Raw genomic sequence first — 17960 nt, 5'->3', positions numbered from 1 at the left:
ACCATCCACAAGGCTCAACCGCGCTTGTAGACAATTTCCTTGGTACCGGCTTCGCAGGAGCCGACCACCTTGCCATCCGCCGCCGCGCCCTTGTCCACCACTTCCAGCGAGTAGTGCTTGGCGCCGTTGGCGTCGATCTTGGCGGCAATCTCGCTCTTGAGTTCTTCGCACGGCTTGCCAGCGGCAAGGGCTGTTCCCGCAAGACTCAACAAAGCAGCAGCTAATACTAGTTTTTTCATCGGTCACATTCCCTGGTCGGATCAAAAGAGGCGGCATTGACGCCTGCCTGACAGAGGCTCAAGACACTTGTAGCGCTTTGCCATTTCCTATGGCACTCGGCCAGCGCACAAGTTCCAGAGCCTAGCTCAAGCCTTCAACTATTGGCAATTCGGAAGCCCACCTTGAGCGTGACCTGAAAATGCGCAGCTTTGCCGTCCTTGATATGGCCCCGGGTTTCAGTCACTTCGAACCATTCCAGGTGCTTGATGCTCTTGTGCGCTTCCGCTAGCGCGTTGTTGATCGCATCTTCGATGCTGTTCGGCGACGAACCCACCAGTTCGACTTTCTTGTAAGTGTGATGATCAGTCATGGCGCTCTCCTTTTTAGCTGTGAATTACAGCCTAGCAGTGATTTTTCTTATTACTTATGGCGCCTGCGCCCAAAGCTAAGTTCAGATTTTCTGCACTTTCCCAACACGCCGCAGTCGGAACCTACACAGCCCATTCACCACCCTGCAGGAGAGCCGACATGGCCAACACCTCGTTACGCAAAGCCTCACTGGAAAGTATGGAAGCCGAGATCTCCAGCCTGCTCAAATCGCTGGAAAGCCTGAAGGACGATGCGTCCGACGAGTCGCGCAAGACCCTCAAGGCGCTCAAGAGCAATGCCGAAAGCGCGCTGAAGCATTCGCGCAGCCTGCTCAGCGATGCCTATGAAGAAGTCAAAGTGAAAACCCGTGAAACCGGGATCGCGACCCGCGACTATGCCCAGGAACACCCCTGGACCACCGCCGGGGTCGCCGTGGGTGCCATCGGCCTGCTGGCCGCCTATCTGCTGTGCAAGCGCGGCGACTAAAGCTGCTGGCGCAGTTCGTTTTCCAGCCACTGCGCCAATTGCCGGGCGCGCCCATCCGCGGCGCGCTTGGGTAACCACAGCGCCAGTTGCCCCGGGGTGTCGGAAAAACCCCAGGGCGCAACCAGCCTGCCTGCCAGCAAGTCCTCGGCCACCAGCGGCTGCGGGGCAATTGCCACCCCCAGGCCCGCCACGGCCGCCTCCAGCAAATAATACAGATGCTCGAAACCCTGCCCGTACTTCAACGTTTCGGGATTCAGGCCGTTGCGCCGTGCCCAACTGGGCCAGGCCTGGGGGCGGGAAGTGGTGTGCAGCAGGGCCTCGCTGGCCAGGACGCCAGCCGGCGCCTGCCGCAGGCGTGGATAACCGGCATAGCGCGGGCTGAGCACCGGGCCGATGCGTTCGCTGGCCAGTTCATAGACCTGCATGTCCGCCGGCCAGGGCGGCTCGGCAAAGACCAGCAAGGCATCCAGGCCCGGGCGCCGGGGGTCGAGGTCGCCTTCACCGGCCGAAAGGTGCAGGCGCAGGTCCGGCAGGTCGGCGTTCAGGCGCCCCAGGCGCGGGATCAGCCAGCGCGCCAGCAGGCTTCCGGAACAACCCAGGACAAAGGGCGCATCGGCGCTGCCCTGGGTCAGCTCGGCGCAGACATCCCGCAGGCGTTCGAAGGCCTCGCTGCTGGCATCGCGCAGGCGAATGCCGGAATCTGTGAGTTTAAGGCCACGGCCTTCCTTGACGAAAAGGCTCAGCCCCAGGTGTTCTTCAAGCACCTTCAACTGCCGGCTGACCGCGCCGTGGGTGACGTGCAGCTGTTCGGCCGCCTGGCTGACGCTATTGAGCCGGGCAGTGGCTTCGAAGGCCCGCAGGGCATTCAGGGGAGGGAGGTCGCGGCTCATTTTATCTGTGAGTTTTCCTGACAGGTTGCGGCGATCTTATCGGTTTTCAGCATCGGATGTCAGGGGTAGAGTGGGCTCCATTGTGTTTCTACGAAGCGGTCTCTCCACCAGGCCTTCTTTCTCCAAACTTCCCCCGGGAGCGCTGCAATGACCCAGTCCCAATTACGCAATGGCCCTGACGACAACGGCCTGTTCGGCGCATTCGGCGGCCGTTACGTGGCCGAAACCCTGATGCCGCTGATCCTCGACCTGGCCCGCGAATACGAAAAGGCCAAGGAAGATCCCGAATTCCTCAAGGAGCTGGCCTACTTCCAGCGCGATTACGTGGGCCGCCCCAGCCCGCTGTACTTCGCCGAACGCCTGACCGAGCACTGCGGCGGCGCCAAGATCTACCTCAAGCGTGAAGAGCTGAACCACACCGGCGCGCACAAGATCAACAACTGCATCGGCCAGATCCTGCTGGCGCGGCGCATGGGCAAGAAACGCATCATCGCCGAGACCGGCGCCGGCATGCATGGCGTGGCCACCGCCACCGTGGCCGCGCGTTTTGGCCTGGATTGCGTGATCTACATGGGCACCACCGACATCGAGCGCCAACAGGCCAACGTATTTCGCATGAAGCTGCTGGGCGCCGAAGTGATCCCGGTGGTGGCCGGCACCGGCACCCTGAAGGACGCGATGAACGAAGCCCTGCGTGACTGGGTGACCAACGTCGACAGCACCTTCTACCTGATCGGCACCGTCGCCGGCCCGCACCCGTACCCGGCCATGGTCCGCGACTTCCAGGCGGTCATCGGCAAGGAAACCCGCGAGCAGATGCAAGCCCAGGAAGGCCGCCTGCCGGACAGCTTGGTGGCGTGCATCGGTGGCGGTTCCAACGCCATGGGCCTGTTTCACCCGTTCCTCGACGACAAAAGCGTCGAGATCATCGGCGTCGAAGCCGCCGGCTACGGCATCGAGACCGGCAAGCACGCCGCCAGCCTCAACGGCGGCGTACCCGGCGTACTGCACGGCAACCGCACCTTCCTGCTGCAGGACGACGATGGCCAGATCATCGACGCCCACTCGATTTCCGCCGGCCTCGACTACCCCGGCATCGGCCCGGAACACGCCTGGTTGCACGATATCGGCCGCGTCGAATACACCTCGGTGACCGACGACGAAGCCCTGGCCGCGTTCCACCAGTGCTGCCGCCTGGAAGGCATCATCCCGGCCCTGGAAAGCGCCCATGCCCTGGCCGAAGTCTTCAAGCGCGCACCGAACCTGCCCAAGGATCACCTGATGGTGGTCAACCTCTCGGGCCGTGGCGACAAAGACATGCAGACCGTGATGCACCACATGCAACAGTCCCAGCAGGAGAAACACTGATGAGCCGCCTGCAAACCCGTTTTGCCGAGCTGAAGGAAGCAAACCGCGCCGCCCTGGTAACCTTCGTCACCGCCGGCGACCCGAACTACGACACCTCCCTGGCGATCCTCAAGGGCCTGCCCGCAGCGGGTGCCGACGTGATCGAACTGGGCATGCCCTTCACCGACCCGATGGCCGACGGCCCGGCGATCCAGCTGGCGAACATCCGTGCCCTGGGGGCCAAGCAAAACCTGGCGAAAACCCTGCAGATGGTTCGCGAGTTCCGCGAAGGCAACAGCGACACCCCGCTGGTGCTCATGGGCTACTTCAACCCGATCCACCACTACGGCGTGCCGCGCTTCATCGCCGACGCCAAGGCCGCCGGTGTCGATGGCCTGATCGTGGTGGACATGCCGCCGGAACATAACAGCGAACTGTGCGACCCGGCCCAGGCCGCCGGCATCGACTTCATCCGCCTGACCACACCGACCACCGACGACGTGCGCCTGCCCAAGGTGCTCAACGGCAGCTCCGGTTTCGTCTACTACGTTTCCGTGGCCGGGGTCACCGGTGCCGGCGCCGCCACCCTGGAGCACGTAGAAGAAGCCGTGGCCCGCCTGCGTCGCCACACCGACCTGCCCATCAGCATCGGTTTCGGCATCCGTACTCCGGAGCAGGCAGCCGCCATCGCTCGCCTGGCCGACGGCGTGGTAGTGGGCTCGGCGCTGATCGACCACATCGCCAGCGCCGAGTCTTCCGAGCAAGCGGTGGATGGGGTGCTGAGCCTGTGTGCGGCGCTGTCCGAGGGCGTACGTAAGGCCCGCGTCAGCTGAGGGTAAAGGTCCTGATACAGAGGAATTAGCGCCTCGAGACACAGACTAAACAGCAAGACCCGGGGGTTCGCGACCAAGGTGGCGAACCCCTTTTTGCTGTGTGTGTTGCGAGGAATACCTGATGAAAATGCCCAAACGTCTGATTGCCGGTGCCGCGCTGCTGATGCTCAGCGCCAGCCCGTTGCTGCAGGTCATGGCCGACGAGCGCGGCGGCTATGATCATGGCGGGCCACAACAGGGCCATTGGGACAACCGTGGCAACGAGCACCGTGGCCCGGGGGATGACCGCCGCGGCGGCCCGCCACAGGATTTCGGCCCGGTGCGCCAGACCATCCGCGACAACCACGGCTACTTCGTCCGGGGCGCGCCGCCGCCTCCCGGCATCCACCTGGTGCGCGGCCAGCCACTGCCGCGCGGCTACTACGGCGAACGCCTGGAGCCCCGGGCCCTGTCGCGCCTGCCGGTGTACCCGGGGTACGAATGGCGGCGCATGGGGGGCGACATCGTGCTGATCGCCGTGGGCACCGGCATCGTCTACGAGATCCTCGACGGCGTGCTCTACTGACCTCACCCGACCGGCCGGCCCCTGCAGGAGCCGGCTTGCCGGCGGTCCGTCGCCCTCAGAACCCCCTCAGGTCCAGTGGCCGCATAGCCCCCATCCAGATCGCATGGTCGGTGTGGTCCAGCAGGTCATCACCGGTATCCGGATGCAGGAACACCACCAGCCCCTGGCGATTGAGGGCCAGCCACGGCACCACCTGGGCAAACACCTCGGGGCCGAAGGCCAACTGGCAGCTCCAGTCCGGATGCGGTCCCACCGGCCGCTCGTGGACCCGGCCCATTTTCAGTTCGAACAGCTGCGCCGCCCGTTCGCACAAGGCCCGAGCCTGGTCGATGGTGCTGGCGTCAAAGTAGACATGGGCGTGGTAGCCCTTGATCCGTTGCATGCAAACCCTCGCAATCAAGACGAACCCTCAAGGCTCGCCACAGATGTAGAACACCCGCTGTGAAGAAAACACCGGCCCCATGAAAACACCGAAAACCGACCGGCTCAAAGCGCTTGCGCCAGCGTCGCCGCCACCTCCAGCAGTTGCTGGCGCAGCCAGAGATGTGCCGGGTCGGCACTGTTGCGCCCGTGCCAGATCGCCAGCAGCGATGAGGGCTCTACCGCTAGTGGCAGCGCCCGCCGGCACAGGCCAAAGCGCTGCTCGAAGGCCCGGGCCAAGGGTTCCGGCACAATCGCCACCAGGCGCGACTGCTCCAGCAACTGCGGCAGCACCAGGGCATGGGGCAGGGTGACCTTGTACTGGGGACGCCGGCCAATCGCCGCCAGGGCCTGCTCCAGGCGCTGGCGATCGAACATCTCCGACTGCCGGGCAATGCCACGCTCGAGAATGTAGCCGTTGACCGCGCCTTCCTCCTGCCCACCCACCGACAGCGTGATCAACGACTGGTCCGCCAAGGCCTCAAGCGTCAGTACGGGCAGGTCGAGCAAGGGATGCTCGGGACACATCAGCAACTCATCCTGCTGCCGCCAGAGACAGGCGCTGTGCACCCGCTGCGGCAACTCGGCAAACACCCCGACGGCCAGATCGATACGCCCGACATCGATCTGCTCGGCCAGGTCCAGGCGGGTCGCCGGACGCACCACCAAATCCACCCCCGGCGCCACCCGGGCCAGGCGCCGCAGCAAGGGCGCCAACAGCACCGAACTCAGGTAGTCGTTGGCCGCCAGGGTGAAGGTACGCGTCGCGCGGGCGGGGTCGAATGGCTCCACGCCGACCGTGTGTTGAATGGTCAGCAGCGCTTCGCGCAGCGGGCCGGCAATCGCCTCGGCCCGGGCCGACGGCTGCATGCACTTGGCCGTGCGAATGAACAGCTCGTCCTGCAAGGACTCACGCAGTCGGGTCAGGGCATGGCTGACCGCCGACTGGCTCAGATGCAGGCGCTTGCTGGCCAGCAGGATACTGCGGTCCTCATAGACCGCATCGAAAACCCGCAACAGGTTGAGGTCGATACGCGGAACGCGGGGCACTTCATCACGGAGCATATTGCAGATCCTGCAGGAGGCTATTGCGGATTGTTCCCTTGCCGCAACGGGCGGGGGCGGGCAACTTTAGCGCATCCGACCAGCAAGCAGATGGCACTGAACATCAACCCGTGCGATCACGGCAGCGGCTTGCCCGACGTTCAGTGACCGCCACCGGCCTGAGTGTTTTTTGAACACTTGAAAGCGCTGGGTCGTGATCAACACCGTGCTCACACTCAGGGACCGAAGATGCCCGCAAGCCCCGACCTCAATGACATCCGCGCCCATGACTGGGTCGCGAACCGCCTGCCGCGATCCTGGCAGGCCTACGCCCGCCTGATGCGCCTGGACCGGCCCATCGGCACCTGGCTGACCCTGCTGCCGGCCCTGGCCGCGCTGATCCTCTGCGCCGGGCGCATTCCCCCGGTCGGCACCGTGCTGGTGTTCGCCCTCGGCGCCCTGCTGATGCGCAGTGCCGGCTGCTGCATCAACGACATCCTCGATCGCGGCTTCGACGCCCGGGTCAACCGCACCCGCCAGCGGCCCCTGGCCCAGGGTTCGCTGAACCTCGCCCAAGCCCTGGCCTGCCTGGCCGCGACATTGCTGCTGGCCGCCGGGTTGCTGCCGCTTCTGCAACCGGCGACGGTGCTGCTGGCCCTGTGCTGCGTGCCCCTGACCCTGGTCTACCCGCTGTTCAAGCGCTTCACCCACTGGCCCCAGGCGTTTCTCGGCGCGGTGTTCAACTGGGGCGTGCTCATGGCCAGCGTGGAAACCACCGGCAGCCTGCAACCCAGTGCGCTGGCGCTGTGGCTGGGCTGCCTGTTCTGGCAGTTGGGCTACGACACCCTCTATGCCTACAGCGACCGTGAGGACGACCTGAAAATGGGCCTGCGCTCCACCGCCACGCTGTTCGCCGAACGGGGCAGGACCTGGATCGCCGTGTTCTACACCATGACCCTGCTGTGCTGGTACGGCGCGGGCCTGCTGGCCGGCGCCAACCCGGGCTTTTTCATCCTGCTGCTGCCTATCGCCCTGTCCCTGGCCTACCAGCTCAGCCTGTTCAGTCCGGACCACCCGGAGCCCTGCAACCACCTGTTTCGCAGCAACGCCCACATCGGCGTGCTGTTACTGGTCGGCGCCTCGGTAGCCATCGTTTGACCGTTGGACATTCAGCACTCAACCCGCACCTTCCACCACACAAGGACCTGTCATATGCCTGCACTCCCAATCAGATCGCCGCTCCAGGCACCGGAACAATGGGCCGCCCTGTTCCTGCGCCTGGCACTGGGCGCCATGTACATCGCCCACGCCCTGTTCAAGATCCTGGTCCTGGGCTGGCCGGGCACCCTCAAGCTGTTCAGCGCCACCGGCATGCCCGAGTGGCTGACCTACCCGGCGGTGTGCGCCGAGCTGGTGGGGGGCTTGTTGCTGATCCTCGGGGTCGGCGTGCGCTGGATCGCCCTGGGGCTGATGCCGATGCTGCTAGGGGCGATCGTCTTCGTCCACGGCGCCCACGGCTGGATCTACACCAGCCCGGGGGGCGGCTGGGAATACCTGGCCTTTCTCGCAGTGGTGTCGCTGGCCTTGGTGTGTCTGGGCAACGGCGCGCTGTCCCTGTGGAGCCTGTTCAAGGTGCCGTCTACGGGGCAATGGACGGCAGCGCCAACCCCTTGAGGCTCTGGGCGCTGCCGGCCTGCTCGCTCATCAGCCAGTCGACGAAACGCTGGATCAGCGGGCCGCGGCGCTTGCGCTGGGGCAGCACCACGTAATAGCCGTAGGCGGACAGCGCGCTCTCGGCGATGGGCCGGCACAGCAGGCCCTGCTCCAGCAGGTCATCCACCAGGTGACGCCAGCCGATGGCCACGCCCTGGCCGCCGATGGCCGCCTGGATCAGCAGGGTGTAATTGTCGAAGCGCAATTGCCCTGGGGCCGGCGCACCCGCAAGGCCCAGCTCGCGAAATACCCCGCTCCAGTCGAACCAGTGGTTGCTGCCTTCACCCCGCAGGTGCAGCAGCGGCAGTTCCAGCAGGGAAGGGGCGGGCAGCGGCGCAGCACGGTCCTTGAGCAGCAGCGGGCTGCACACCGGAAACACTTCTTCGCTGAACAGCCAGTGGCTTTCCCCCTGCCTGAAACGCCCGTCGCCGAACAGCACCGCCACGTCGATATCGCTGCGCAGCATGCTGTGGCTGCGCTCGCTGGTGACCAGGCTCACATCCACCTGGGGGTTGGCCTCATGAAAGCGATGCAGGCGGGGCATCAGCCAATAGGCGGCGAAAGCGAAATCCGTGGCCACCTGCAACACCTCATGCTGATGCTGCTGGCTGAGGGCGCTGAGGCCGGCATCGATGCTCTGCAGGCCGGCCTGGACCTGATCGAGCAACAAGGCTGCAGACTCGGTCAGCTCTATGCCCCGGTAGATGCGGTCGAACAGGCGCACCCCCAGCTGTTCCTCCAGGCGCTTGATCTGCTGACTGATAGCCGGCTGGGTGGTGCCCAGTTCCACCGCCGCGGCGGTGAAGCTGCGCAGGCGCGCGGCTGCTTCGAACACTCGGAGCAGGTCCAGGGACAGGTCGCCAAGGGCTTCATACATAAGCTGTGCTTATCCTAGTCATTGCTGTACATGGGCTTTACCACCAACGGCATGGGATCCATGCTCGATTGCAGAACCTTCGCATAACCATCGACTATGGAATGCCGCGAATCCATGAAGCGCAAGAACATTCTTTTCATCATGGCCGATCAGATGGCCGCCCCCTTGCTGCCGTTCTACGGACCCTCGCCGATCAAGCTGCCTCACCTCAGCCGGCTGGCCGCCCAGGGCGTGGTCTTCGACGCCGCCTACTGCAACAGCCCCTTGTGCGCACCCTCGCGCTTCACTTTGGTCAGCGGCCAGTTGCCCAGCCGGATCGGTGCCTACGACAACGCCGCGGACTTCCCCGCCGACGTGCCCACCTACGCCCACTACCTGCGGCGCCTGGGCTACCGCACTGCGCTCTCGGGCAAGATGCACTTCTGCGGTCCGGACCAGTTGCACGGCTATGAAGAGCGCCTGACCAGCGATATCTACCCCGCCGACTACGGCTGGGCGGTGAACTGGGACCAGCCCGATGTGCGCCCCAGCTGGTACCACAACATGTCCTCGGTACTGCAGGCCGGCCCCTGTGTACGCACCAACCAGCTGGATTTCGACGAGGAGGTGGTGTTCAAGGCCCAGCAATACCTGTTCGACCATGTGCGCGAGGCCGGCGACCAGCCGTTCTGCCTCACCGTCTCCATGACCCACCCCCACGATCCGTACACCATTCCCAAGGGCTTCTGGGACCTGTACCGCGACGACCAGATTCCACTGCCGCAGACCCCGCCCCAAAGCGAGCTGGATCCGCACTCCCAGCGCCTGCTCAAGGTCTACGACCTGTGGGACAAGCCCTTGCCTGTGGATAAGATCCGCGACGCGCGCCGCGCCTACTTCGGCGCCTGCAGCTACATCGACAGCAACGTCGGCAAGCTGCTGCAGACCCTGGAAGACACCGGGCTGGTGGATGACACGCTGATCGTGTTTTCCGGCGACCACGGCGACATGCTCGGCGAGCGCGGCCTCTGGTACAAAATGCACTGGTTTGAAATGGCCGCCCGGGTACCGCTGCTGATCTGTGCACCGGGGCAGTTCACTGCCGGCCGGGTCAGCGCCGCTGTCTCCACCGCCGACCTGCTGCCGACCCTGGTGGAACTGGCCGGCGGCCGGGTCGAGCCCGACCTGCCGCTGGATGGCCGCTCCCTGGTCCCGCACTTGCGAGGGCAGGGCGGGCACGACGAGGTGTTCGGCGAATACATGGCCGAAGGCACCATCAGCCCGTTGATGATGATTCGCCGCGGTGCCTACAAGTTCATCTACAGCGAAGACGACCCCTGCCTACTCTTCGACCTGCACCACGACCCGCAAGAGCGCTTCGACCTTGGCCAGTCGCCCGAGCATCGGCCGCTGTTCGCCGCGTTCCTGGCCGAGGCCCGGGCCAAGTGGGATATTCCGCGCATTCACCAACAGGTCCTGGCCAGCCAGCGCCGCCGCCGGCTGGTGGCCGAGGCGCTGAGCCGGGGCAAACTCAAGAGCTGGGACCACCAGCCCCTGGTAGACGCCAGCCAGCAGTACATGCGCAACCACATCGACCTCGATGACCTGGAGCGCAAGGCCCGTTTTCCACAACCCTGCCAAAACCAATAAAACGTAAGGGGAAAAGCATGCAAAGGTTATCCACAGCACTGACGCTCGGGCTTCTGGCCCTGGGCAGCGCATCCGCTTGGGCCGACTCGTGCGAGACAGTGAAGATGGCCGACCCGGGGTGGAGCGATATCGCCGCCACCAATGCCATCACCGGCTTCCTGCTGGACGGCATGGGCTACAAGGCGAAGATCGACACCCTGGCCGTGCCCATCACCTTCGGTGGCCTGAAGGATGGCCGGGTGGATGTATTCCTGGGTAACTGGATGCCGGCGCAGCAAGGCTTCCATGACAAGTTCGTGGCCAATGGCGACGTCACCCAGCTGGCCAAGAACCTGGAAGGCACCGAGTTCACGCTGGCGGTGCCGGACTATGTGTGGGAGGCCGGAGTGCATGATTTTGCCGACCTGGACAAGTTCGCCGACAAGTTCGACAAAAAGCTCTACGGCATCGGCTCCGGCGCGCCGGCCAACCTGTCGCTGCAGGAAATCATCAAGAGCAACCAGTTCAACCTGGGCCAGTGGAAGCTGATCGAGTCCAGTGAACAGGCAATGCTCGCCGAAGTGTCCCGGGCTACGAAAAAGCAGCGCTTCATCACCTTCCTCGGCTGGACCCCACACCCGATGAACGTGCAGTTGAAAATGCGCTACCTGACCGGCGGCGAAAAGTACTTCGGCGCCAGCGGCAGCGTCTACACCCTGACCCGCAAGGGTTATGCACAGGCTTGCCCGAACGTCGGCAAACTGCTGGGCAACCTGCGGTTCACCCAGGAGATGGAGAACAGCATCATGGCCGCGGTGGCCAACAGCAAACTCAGCAACACCGATGCCGCCAAGGCCTGGATCAAGGCCCACCCGGCAGTGCTGGAGCAATGGCTGGAGGGAGTGCGGACCATTGATGACAAAGAGGCCCTGGCAGCGGTGAAGAGCAGGTTGTAGCCCGAGGTGCGCCGGCCATTCGCCGGCAAGCCGGCTCCTACACTCAAAGCCTGGCAATGCTTTACCCTGGCCCACCGAATCAACCCACCCGTGAGGAACCATGGCCTGGCCCGACCGCCAATCTCTCCTGCCTTTGCTGAGCTGGCTGCCGCGCCAGACCCGGGCCAGCGTCGGCCGTGACCTGCTGGTGGGCCTGAGCGGCGCGATCCTCGCTCTGCCGCAATCCATCGCCTATGCCCTGATCGCCGGCCTGCCCCCGGAGTACGGGCTGTACGCGGCCATAGTCCCGGTGCTGATCGCCTGCCTATGGGGCTCATCGTGGCACCTGATCTGCGGCCCCACGGCGGCGATCTCCATTGTTCTGTATGCCAGCATCAGCCCTCTGGCGGTGCCGGCATCCGAGGACTACATCACCCTGATCCTGCTCCTGACGCTGTTGGCCGGGGTCTTCCAGTGGCTGTTGGGAATGCTGCGCTTCGGTGCCCTGGTGAACTTCGTCTCGCACTCGGTGGTGCTGGGCTTCACCCTCGGCGCGGCGGTGGTCATCGCCCTGGGCCAATTGCCCAACCTGCTGGGGCTGGAACTGCCGAACCAGGCCACCGCCCTCAACAGCCTGAGCCAGTTGCTGCAGCACCTGAGCGAGGTGGACCGGCCTTCGCTGTTGCTGGGGCTGGGCACCCTGGCACTGGGGGTCGCCTTCAAGCTGCTGGCGCCGCGCTGGCCCGGCCTGCTGCTGAGCCTGGTGTTCAGTGCCCTGGTGGTATGGCTGCTGCCAGGGGTGTTTGGCCATGTGCAACTGGTCAGCGCCTTCGCCGGCCGGCTGCCGCCGTTGAGCCCGCTGCCCCTGGACCTGGAACTGATCCTGCGGTTGCTGCCCAGCGCAGTGGCGGTGGGCATGCTCGGGCTGGTCACCAGCTTGTCGATTGCCCGCTCGCTGTCAGCACGTTCGGAACAGTTGCTGGACGCCAATCAGGAAGTCCGCGCCCAGGGCCTGTCGAACATGGTCGGGGCGTTTTTCTCCGGCTACCTGTCCTCGGGCTCCTTCACCCGCTCCGGGTTGAGCTACGAGGCCGGCGCCTGCTCGCCCCTGGCCGGAGTGTTCTCGGCGCTGTGGGTGGCGCTGTTCGCCGTGGCCGGCGCCGGGCTGATCGCCCATATCCCGATCCCGGCCATGGCCGGCAGCATCCTGCTGATCTGCTGGGGGCTGGTGGACCACCGGGGCATTCGCGCGCTGTTCCGGGTCAGCCGCGCCGAGTTCGTGGTGATGAGCCTGACCTGCGTCGCCACTCTGCTCCTGGAGTTGCAGACCGCGATCTATGCCGGGGTCCTGGCGTCGCTGTTCTTCTACCTCAAGCGCACTTCGCAACCGCGGGTGCAGCAGTCCAGCGAAGGCGATGAAGACGTCCTGCGGGTCGGCGGTTCGATTTTCTTCGGCGCCAGCCATTACCTGCAGGTGCGCATGCAGCGCTGCCACGCGCCCAGGCTGGTGATCGACGCACGGCAAATCAACTTCATCGACTATTCAGGAGTGGAAATGCTGCACCAGGAAGCACGCCGCCTCAGGCGCCAGGAGCGCAGCCTGATCCTGCGCCGGGCACGGCAGGCGGTGAAAGAAGAGTTGGTCAAGCTCGAAGGCCCGGAACGCTGCCCGATCCACTTCGAAGACTGAACCCGCAGGCGCCTTGCCCACATCCGACGTGAGAGCCGGCTTGCCGGCGAAGAGGCCCTTGAGCCTGGCCCAGCCTTGAAGCCGCCTTCGCTGGCAAGCCAGCTCCTACGAGGGGGGCGTTACAGGGCCAGCTGGCGACGCAGTTCAGCCAGCACCGGGGCACTGTCGGGGCGCACGCCGCGCCACAGGTAGAAGGCTTCCGCCGCTTGCTCGGCCAGCATGCCCAGGCCATCCAGCACCAGGGCCGCGCCCTGTTCACTGGCCCAGCGGCAGAATGGTGTCGGCTCCTTGGCGTACATCATGTCGTAGCACACGGTCTTGCCCGCCTCGATCAGGCTGCCGGCAATCGGCGGCAGCTCGCCCGAAAGGCTGGCGGAGGTGGCATTGATGATCAGGTCCACCGACTCCTGCAGCCAGTCGAAGCCGCTGGCCGATACCGGCCCCAGGTCGGCGAACAACTCCGCCAGCAGCTCAGCCTTTTCCACGGTGCGATTGGCGATCACCAAGGCCTCCGGCTGCTCGGCCAGCAACGGCTCCAGGGCACCACGGACAGCGCCGCCAGCCCCCAGCACAAGGATGCGCTTGCCCTTGAGGCTGACCCCGGCGTTCACCTTCAGGTCGCGCACCAGCCCGGCGCCGTCGGTGTTGTCCCCCAGCAGGCGGCCGTCGGCCTGCTTGCTCAGGGTGTTCACCGCGCCGGCGCGCTGGGCCCGTTCGGTCAGGCTGTCGCACAGGCGATAGGCCTCTTCCTTGAACGGCACCGTGACATTGGCCCCACGCCCGTGGGAGAAGAAGCTGCGAGCGGTGCCGGCGAAATCATCCAGGGGCGCCAGCAGGGTGTTGTACTCCAGCTGCTGGCCGGTCTGCTGGGCGAACAGCCGATGGATCAGCGGCGACTTGCTGTGGCCGATCGGGTTACCAAAGACAACGTACTGATCCATCTCTCATCCCATTTGCTCAACACAGGGGTAGGAACCGCATCCGCCTTGAAGGCCTTTTCGCCGGCAAGCCGGCTTCTACACAGTGGGTACGGTTTAGTTGCTGGCTGCCAGCCAGTCGCGATCCTGCAGGAAGTATTCGGTCAGGCGCGCTTCTTCGCTGCCCGGCTCGGCCTTCCAGTCATAGCCCCAGCGCACTTGTGGCGGCAGCGACATGAGGATCGACTCGGTGCGCCCGCCCGATTGCAGGCCGAACAGGGTGCCACGGTCGTAGACCAGGTTGAACTCCACGTAGCGGCCCCGGCGGAACTCCTGGAATTCCCGCTGCTGCGCGGTGTAGGCCGCGGCCTTGCGGCGCTGGACGATGGGCAGGTAGGCCTCGATGTAGGCGTCGCCGATGGCGCGCATGAAGGCGAAACTGGTGTCGAAGTCCCATTCGTTCAGATCGTCGAAGAACAGGCCACCGATGCCCCGCGGTTCATTGCGGTGCTTGATGTGGAAATAGCTGTCGCACCAGGCCTTGTAGCGCGGGTAGACGTCGGCACCGAAGGGCGCGCAGGCCCGCTCGGCAACCCGGTGCCAGTGCACGCAGTCATCGATGTTGCCGTAGTAGGGGGTCAGGTCAAAACCGCCGCCGAACCACCAGACCGGCTCTTCGCCTTCCTTCTCGGCGATGAAGAACCTCACGTTGGCGTGGGAAGTCGGCACATGGGGGTTGTGCGGGTGGATCACCAGGGACACGCCCAGGGCCTCGAAGCCACGGCCGGCCAGCTCGGGCCGGTGGGCACTGGCCGATGGCGGCAGGCCGCTGCCGAATACATGGGAGAAGTTCACCCCACCCTTTTCGATCACTGCACCGTCGCCGATCACCCGGGTACGCCCGCCACCACCGGCAGGCCGGGTCCAGGCGTCCTCGATGAAGCGTGCGCCACCGTCTTCGGTTTCCAGTGCAGCGCAAATGCGGTCTTGCAGGTCGAGCAGGTAGGCTTTCACGGCCTCGGTGCGGGTAGTCATGGCATCACCTTGAATCGGGCAAAGCTACGCGGCGCTAGGGATGGAGCACGGGCCGGCGCAAATGGGCGCGTAGCATAACACCGCGCCGGGGCGCTCCGCAGTTGACGAAGGTCAAGCAGAGGAGTCCGATAGAGCACTTTCACGACACGTCCGAGGAGAGAATGCAGATGGCCAAACGTATCCAGTTCCGCGCCCATGGCGGCCCCGAAGTGCTCGAATATGTGGATTACCAACCGGCGGAACCGGGCCCGCAACAGGTTCGCGTCAGCAACAAGGCCATCGGCCTGAACTTCATCGATACCTATTTCCGCAGCGGTCTCTACGCACCACCCGCCCTGCCTTCGGGCCTGGGGGCCGAAGGCGCGGGCGTAGTCGAGGCCGTGGGCAGTGCCGTGACCCGTTTCAAGGTCGGCGACCGGGTGGCTTATGGCAGCGGCCCACTGGGGGCCTACAGCGATGTGCACGTGCTGCCCGAAGCCAACCTGGTACGCCTGCCGGACGCCATCAGCTTCGAACAGGCCGCCGGGGTCATGCTCAAGGGCCTGACCGTGCAGTACCTGCTGCGCCAGACCTATGAACTCCAGGGCGGCGAAACCGTGCTGTTCCACGCCGCTGCCGGCGGTGTCGGCTCCCTGGCCTGCCAGTGGGCCAAGGCCCTCGGGGTAAAGCTGATCGGCACCGTCAGCTCGCCGGAAAAGGCCGCCATCGCCAAGGCCCTGGGCGCCTGGGAAACCATCGACTACAGCCATGAAGACGTGGCCCAGCGAGTGCTGGAACTGACCGGCGGGAAGAAATGCCCGGTGGTCTACGACGGCGTGGGCAAGGACACCTGGCTGACCTCCCTGGACTGCCTGGCTCCACGCGGGCTGATGGTCAGCTTCGGCAACGCCTCTGGCGCAGTGGACGGGGTCAACCTGGGGATTCTCTCGGCCAAGGGCTCGCTGTACGTGACCCGGCCGACCCTGGCCAGCTACGCCAACAATGCCGAGAACCTGCAGCGCATGGCCGACGACCTGTTCGGCATGATTGCCAGCGGCAAGCTGAAGATCGAGATTGGCCAGCGCTTCGCCCTGGCGGATGCGGCCAAGGCCCATATCGAACTGTCGGCGCGACGCACGACTGGCTCGACTGTGCTGCTGCCTTGAACGCCTTCGCCGGCAAGCCGGTTCCTGCCGAGTATCGTAGGAGCCGGCTTGCCGGCGAAGCGCTTCAGGAAGGCCGAACGACCTTGCCGGTAGCCAGGTCACGGATCAGGCTCGGGTTCTTGCGCCCGCCCAGGCTGCCACTGAGGACCAGATCCAGTTGCCCACGGAAATACTGCTCGATGCGCAGCCGCGTGCGCGCCGCCGGGCGCCCCTGGGGGTTGGCAGAGGTGGAAATCAGCGGGCCCACCAGGGAGCACAGCTCACGCACCAGCGGATGGTCGCTGACCCGCAGCGCCACCGTGTCATGGACCCCGGTGACCCACTCGGGCAACAGGTTCTGATGGGGCACCAGCCAGGTATTGGGCCCCGGCCAGGTGCTGGACATACGATCGATCCAGGTGTCCGGGAAGTCCTCGAAGAGGAAATCGAACTGATGGATGTTGTCAGCGATCAGGATCAGGCCCTTGTCCACCGACCGTGACTTGATCGCCAGCAGGCGATCCACCGCCTCTTCATTCCACGGATCGCACCCCAGGCCCCAGACCGCTTCGGTTGGATAGGCAATCACCGCCCCTGCGCGAATCTCTCGTGCGGCTTGCTGCACACGCCAACTGCTGACCATTGCCGACTCTCCAGATAAAAGCTGTGCGCAGTTTACCGATCCTGCTTATAAAACCTAGCTCAGACGCGCATACCAACGCCCATTTTCATGGACCGCACGGCCTTCGATCTCCAGCTCGGTCAGGGCTGCCAGCACCCGGGGCAGGGGCCAGCCGCTGGCGCTGGTCAAGGCTTCGCTGCTGTGGGGCGCCGCATGCAGCAAGGCCAGCAACGGGTGGGTACAGGCCGCTGTCGGCAGCGAGGCGCTGGGCGGCAGGTTCTGCCAGCCGGCCAGGGTCTCCAGGATGTGCTGCACGCTTTCCACCAGCACCGCGCCGTCGCGGATCAACTGGTGGCAGCCCCGGGCACCGGGGTGGTGGATAGAACCGGGGATGGCATACACCTCGCGGCCTTGCTCCGCCGCCAGCCGCGCGGTAATCAGCGAACCGCTGGCGACGCTGGCCTCCACCACCAGCACGCCCAGGGCCAGGCCACTGATGATTCGATTGCGCCGGGGGAAGTGTTCCGCACGCGCCGGAGTGTCCAGCGGGAACTCGGAAACCACCGCGCTGCCCTGGTCGATCATGGCCCTGGCCAGGGCCCGGTGCCGCTGTGGATAAAAATTTTCCAGGCCAGTGCCCAGCACGCCCACGGTGCGCCCGCCAACATCCAGGGCCGCCTGATGAGCAGCGCCATCGATGCCCAGGGCCAGACCGCTGGTGATGACAAAACCGGCGCGAGCCAGGCTGCGGGAAAAGGCCCCGGCGGTGTCCAGCCCCGGTCGCGATGCGCGACGGCTGCCCACCATCGCCAACTGCGGCCGTTCGAGAATCGAAGGGTCGCCGGCCACGAACAGCAGCGGAGGCGCATCCTCGAGTTGCGCCAGCAAGGGCGGGTAGCCGGGCTGGTCCCACATAAGCAAATGCTGGGCCTGGCTATCTATCCAGGCCAATGCGCGACGGGCGCCGTCGCGCACCTGGGGGCTGCGCCGGGCCTCGCTGCAGGCCGGCGGCAGGTCCAGGGAACGCCAGGCACTGGCCGGGGCACTGAGTGCTTTAGAAGCGCAACCGAATGCCTGAAGCAGGCGCTGAAAACGCATCGGCCCGAGTTCGGGCAGGACGTGCAAGCGCAATCGAGCTTCCAGTTCTGCCGGGGAAATGCTGCCGCTCATCGAGTTCGACATGGATCATCCTTGATCGTCAGGGCTCCAGCCTGAGCTGGAACAAGCTGTGGATAACTCTGTTGGTAACTTGTTGAGGAAAGATCT

The 17960-nt window shown here is 65.1% G+C and carries 20 protein-coding genes; 10 read left to right on the top strand and 10 right to left on the bottom strand.

Features of this window, described 5'->3' with window-relative positions:
- Positions 1 to 14: 14 nt before the first annotated feature.
- Entirely contained in the window at positions 15 to 239 is a 225-nt protein-coding gene (locus ABCR88_RS00225) for a DUF1161 domain-containing protein (protein ID WP_041114958.1), read from the bottom strand.
- 134 nt (positions 240 to 373) lie between these two features.
- Positions 374 to 589 carry a dodecin gene (locus ABCR88_RS00220; RefSeq protein WP_011058429.1) on the bottom strand — a complete coding sequence of 72 codons (216 nt, stop codon included), beginning with the start codon at positions 587 to 589 and terminating at the stop codon, positions 374 to 376.
- Between the two features lie 158 nt (positions 590 to 747).
- On the opposite strand from ABCR88_RS00220, the gene ABCR88_RS00215 reads away from it, so the two are divergent.
- Positions 748 to 1074, top strand: coding sequence for a DUF883 family protein (locus ABCR88_RS00215; RefSeq protein WP_011058428.1), 327 nt, complete (start codon positions 748 to 750; stop codon positions 1072 to 1074).
- Here the strand turns inward: ABCR88_RS00215 and ABCR88_RS00210 are convergent.
- Complete coding sequence (locus ABCR88_RS00210) at positions 1071 to 1964, bottom strand: LysR family transcriptional regulator (protein WP_041114956.1); 894 nt, start codon at positions 1962 to 1964, stop codon at positions 1071 to 1073. The two genes, ABCR88_RS00215 and ABCR88_RS00210, sit on opposite strands and share 4 nt — an antisense overlap.
- Before the next feature lie 147 nt (positions 1965 to 2111).
- On the opposite strand from ABCR88_RS00210, the gene trpB reads away from it, so the two are divergent.
- The 3 genes from trpB to ABCR88_RS00195 all read left to right on the top strand — a co-directional run bounded on the left by trpB (position 2112) and on the right by ABCR88_RS00195 (position 4709).
- On the top strand, positions 2112 to 3332 hold the full coding sequence (gene trpB / locus ABCR88_RS00205) for a tryptophan synthase subunit beta (protein ID WP_011058426.1): 1221 nt from the start codon (positions 2112 to 2114) through the stop codon (positions 3330 to 3332).
- Positions 3332 to 4144 carry a tryptophan synthase subunit alpha gene (gene trpA, locus ABCR88_RS00200; RefSeq protein ID WP_041114955.1) on the top strand — a complete coding sequence of 271 codons (813 nt, stop codon included), beginning with the start codon at positions 3332 to 3334 and terminating at the stop codon, positions 4142 to 4144. The genes trpB and trpA overlap by 1 nt, the downstream gene beginning before the upstream one ends.
- A 121-nt stretch (positions 4145 to 4265) precedes the next feature.
- Positions 4266 to 4709 (top strand): anti-virulence regulator CigR family protein, encoded by a 444-nt coding sequence (locus ABCR88_RS00195; protein ID WP_041114953.1) that lies wholly within the window; start codon positions 4266 to 4268, stop codon positions 4707 to 4709.
- 55 nt (positions 4710 to 4764) lie between these two features.
- Here ABCR88_RS00195 and ABCR88_RS00190 read toward each other — a convergent pair whose 3' ends face one another.
- Positions 4765 to 5091: a DOPA 4,5-dioxygenase family protein gene (locus ABCR88_RS00190; RefSeq protein WP_011058423.1), complete on the bottom strand. Its 327-nt coding sequence runs from the start codon at positions 5089 to 5091 to the stop codon at positions 4765 to 4767.
- A 104-nt stretch (positions 5092 to 5195) separates the two neighbouring features.
- Positions 5196 to 6194, bottom strand: coding sequence for a LysR family transcriptional regulator (locus tag ABCR88_RS00185; protein ID WP_350403948.1), 999 nt, complete (start codon positions 6192 to 6194; stop codon positions 5196 to 5198).
- Positions 6195 to 6422: 228 nt separating this feature from the next.
- On the opposite strand from ABCR88_RS00185, the gene ubiA reads away from it, so the two are divergent.
- Complete coding sequence (gene ubiA, locus ABCR88_RS00180) at positions 6423 to 7331, top strand: 4-hydroxybenzoate octaprenyltransferase (RefSeq protein WP_041114949.1); 909 nt, start codon at positions 6423 to 6425, stop codon at positions 7329 to 7331.
- Positions 7332 to 7385: 54 nt separating this feature from the next.
- A complete protein-coding gene (locus ABCR88_RS00175; RefSeq protein WP_041114948.1) occupies positions 7386 to 7847 on the top strand; it encodes a DoxX family protein in 462 nt (153 codons plus the stop codon).
- Here ABCR88_RS00175 and ABCR88_RS00170 read toward each other — a convergent pair.
- The gene (locus tag ABCR88_RS00170; protein ID WP_041114946.1) at positions 7813 to 8763 is read right to left on the bottom strand and encodes a LysR family transcriptional regulator; all 951 of its coding nucleotides are present in this window, start codon (positions 8761 to 8763) and stop codon (positions 7813 to 7815) included. The genes ABCR88_RS00175 and ABCR88_RS00170 overlap by 35 nt on opposite strands.
- 114 nt (positions 8764 to 8877) lie before the next feature.
- Here ABCR88_RS00170 and betC point away from each other — a divergent pair, with 114 nt between their 5' ends.
- From betC to ABCR88_RS00155, 3 genes are all read left to right on the top strand, one after another.
- Positions 8878 to 10392 (top strand): choline-sulfatase, encoded by a 1515-nt coding sequence (gene betC / locus ABCR88_RS00165; RefSeq protein ID WP_350403947.1) that lies wholly within the window; start codon positions 8878 to 8880, stop codon positions 10390 to 10392.
- A gap of 17 nt (positions 10393 to 10409) precedes the next feature.
- Positions 10410 to 11327: a choline ABC transporter substrate-binding protein gene (choX, locus tag ABCR88_RS00160; RefSeq protein ID WP_041114944.1), complete on the top strand. Its 918-nt coding sequence runs from the start codon at positions 10410 to 10412 to the stop codon at positions 11325 to 11327.
- Positions 11328 to 11427: 100 nt separating this feature from the next.
- Positions 11428 to 12996: a SulP family inorganic anion transporter gene (locus tag ABCR88_RS00155; protein WP_350403946.1), complete on the top strand. Its 1569-nt coding sequence runs from the start codon at positions 11428 to 11430 to the stop codon at positions 12994 to 12996.
- Positions 12997 to 13115: 119 nt separating this feature from the next.
- Here ABCR88_RS00155 and aroE read toward each other — a convergent pair whose 3' ends face one another.
- Complete coding sequence (gene aroE / locus ABCR88_RS00150; RefSeq protein WP_041114940.1) at positions 13116 to 13937, bottom strand: shikimate dehydrogenase; 822 nt, start codon at positions 13935 to 13937, stop codon at positions 13116 to 13118.
- Positions 13938 to 14030: 93 nt separating this feature from the next.
- Complete coding sequence (gene hemF, locus ABCR88_RS00145) at positions 14031 to 14948, bottom strand: oxygen-dependent coproporphyrinogen oxidase (protein ID WP_011058416.1); 918 nt, start codon at positions 14946 to 14948, stop codon at positions 14031 to 14033.
- Positions 14949 to 15115: 167 nt separating this feature from the next.
- Here hemF and ABCR88_RS00140 point away from each other — a divergent pair, with 167 nt between their 5' ends.
- On the top strand, positions 15116 to 16093 hold the full coding sequence (locus ABCR88_RS00140; protein WP_026020270.1) for an NADPH:quinone reductase: 978 nt from the start codon (positions 15116 to 15118) through the stop codon (positions 16091 to 16093).
- Positions 16094 to 16157: 64 nt separating this feature from the next.
- Here ABCR88_RS00140 and ABCR88_RS00135 read toward each other — a convergent pair whose 3' ends face one another.
- Together ABCR88_RS00135 and dprA are read right to left on the bottom strand one after the other, a co-directional pair.
- Positions 16158 to 16715 (bottom strand): L-threonylcarbamoyladenylate synthase, encoded by a 558-nt coding sequence (locus tag ABCR88_RS00135; protein WP_011058414.1) that lies wholly within the window; start codon positions 16713 to 16715, stop codon positions 16158 to 16160.
- 54 nt (positions 16716 to 16769) lie between these two features.
- Positions 16770 to 17876, bottom strand: a complete 1107-nt coding sequence (dprA, locus tag ABCR88_RS00130; RefSeq protein ID WP_041114937.1) for a DNA-processing protein DprA — start codon at positions 17874 to 17876, stop codon at positions 16770 to 16772.
- Positions 17877 to 17960 lie beyond the last annotated feature (84 nt).

Origin of the sequence: Pseudomonas sp. W17 (genome assembly GCF_040268305.1) — a bacterium.
Taxonomy (GTDB): domain Bacteria; phylum Pseudomonadota; class Gammaproteobacteria; order Pseudomonadales; family Pseudomonadaceae; genus Aquipseudomonas; species Aquipseudomonas protegens.
The sequence above is the reverse complement of the archived record's forward strand: the minus strand, read 5'-3'. Positions and strand labels throughout refer to the sequence as shown.

Excerpts from the sequence above, each read along its gene's own strand:
- ABCR88_RS00210 (WP_041114956.1), bottom strand. The coding sequence starts at position 1,964 with ATGAGCCGCGACCTCCCTCCCCTGAATGCCCTGCGGGCCTTCGAAGCC.
- ABCR88_RS00170 (WP_041114946.1), bottom strand. The coding sequence starts at position 8,763 with ATGTATGAAGCCCTTGGCGACCTGTCCCTGGACCTGCTCCGAGTGTTC.
- ABCR88_RS00225 (WP_041114958.1), bottom strand. The coding sequence starts at position 239 with ATGAAAAAACTAGTATTAGCTGCTGCTTTGTTGAGTCTTGCGGGAACA.
- ABCR88_RS00215 (WP_011058428.1), top strand. The coding sequence starts at position 748 with ATGGCCAACACCTCGTTACGCAAAGCCTCACTGGAAAGTATGGAAGCC.
- ubiA (WP_041114949.1), top strand. The coding sequence starts at position 6,423 with ATGCCCGCAAGCCCCGACCTCAATGACATCCGCGCCCATGACTGGGTC.
- trpA (WP_041114955.1), top strand. The coding sequence starts at position 3,332 with ATGAGCCGCCTGCAAACCCGTTTTGCCGAGCTGAAGGAAGCAAACCGC.
- trpB (WP_011058426.1), top strand. The coding sequence starts at position 2,112 with ATGACCCAGTCCCAATTACGCAATGGCCCTGACGACAACGGCCTGTTC.
- ABCR88_RS00220 (WP_011058429.1), bottom strand. The coding sequence starts at position 589 with ATGACTGATCATCACACTTACAAGAAAGTCGAACTGGTGGGTTCGTCG.
- ABCR88_RS00190 (WP_011058423.1), bottom strand. The coding sequence starts at position 5,091 with ATGCAACGGATCAAGGGCTACCACGCCCATGTCTACTTTGACGCCAGC.
- aroE (WP_041114940.1), bottom strand. The coding sequence starts at position 13,937 with ATGGATCAGTACGTTGTCTTTGGTAACCCGATCGGCCACAGCAAGTCG.
- ABCR88_RS00155 (WP_350403946.1), top strand. The coding sequence starts at position 11,428 with ATGGCCTGGCCCGACCGCCAATCTCTCCTGCCTTTGCTGAGCTGGCTG.
- ABCR88_RS00195 (WP_041114953.1), top strand. The coding sequence starts at position 4,266 with ATGAAAATGCCCAAACGTCTGATTGCCGGTGCCGCGCTGCTGATGCTC.
- choX (WP_041114944.1), top strand. The coding sequence starts at position 10,410 with ATGCAAAGGTTATCCACAGCACTGACGCTCGGGCTTCTGGCCCTGGGC.
- dprA (WP_041114937.1), bottom strand. The coding sequence starts at position 17,876 with ATGTCGAACTCGATGAGCGGCAGCATTTCCCCGGCAGAACTGGAAGCT.
- betC (WP_350403947.1), top strand. The coding sequence starts at position 8,878 with ATGAAGCGCAAGAACATTCTTTTCATCATGGCCGATCAGATGGCCGCC.
- ABCR88_RS00175 (WP_041114948.1), top strand. The coding sequence starts at position 7,386 with ATGCCTGCACTCCCAATCAGATCGCCGCTCCAGGCACCGGAACAATGG.
- hemF (WP_011058416.1), bottom strand. The coding sequence starts at position 14,948 with ATGACTACCCGCACCGAGGCCGTGAAAGCCTACCTGCTCGACCTGCAA.
- ABCR88_RS00140 (WP_026020270.1), top strand. The coding sequence starts at position 15,116 with ATGGCCAAACGTATCCAGTTCCGCGCCCATGGCGGCCCCGAAGTGCTC.
- ABCR88_RS00135 (WP_011058414.1), bottom strand. The coding sequence starts at position 16,715 with ATGGTCAGCAGTTGGCGTGTGCAGCAAGCCGCACGAGAGATTCGCGCA.
- ABCR88_RS00185 (WP_350403948.1), bottom strand. The coding sequence starts at position 6,194 with ATGCTCCGTGATGAAGTGCCCCGCGTTCCGCGTATCGACCTCAACCTG.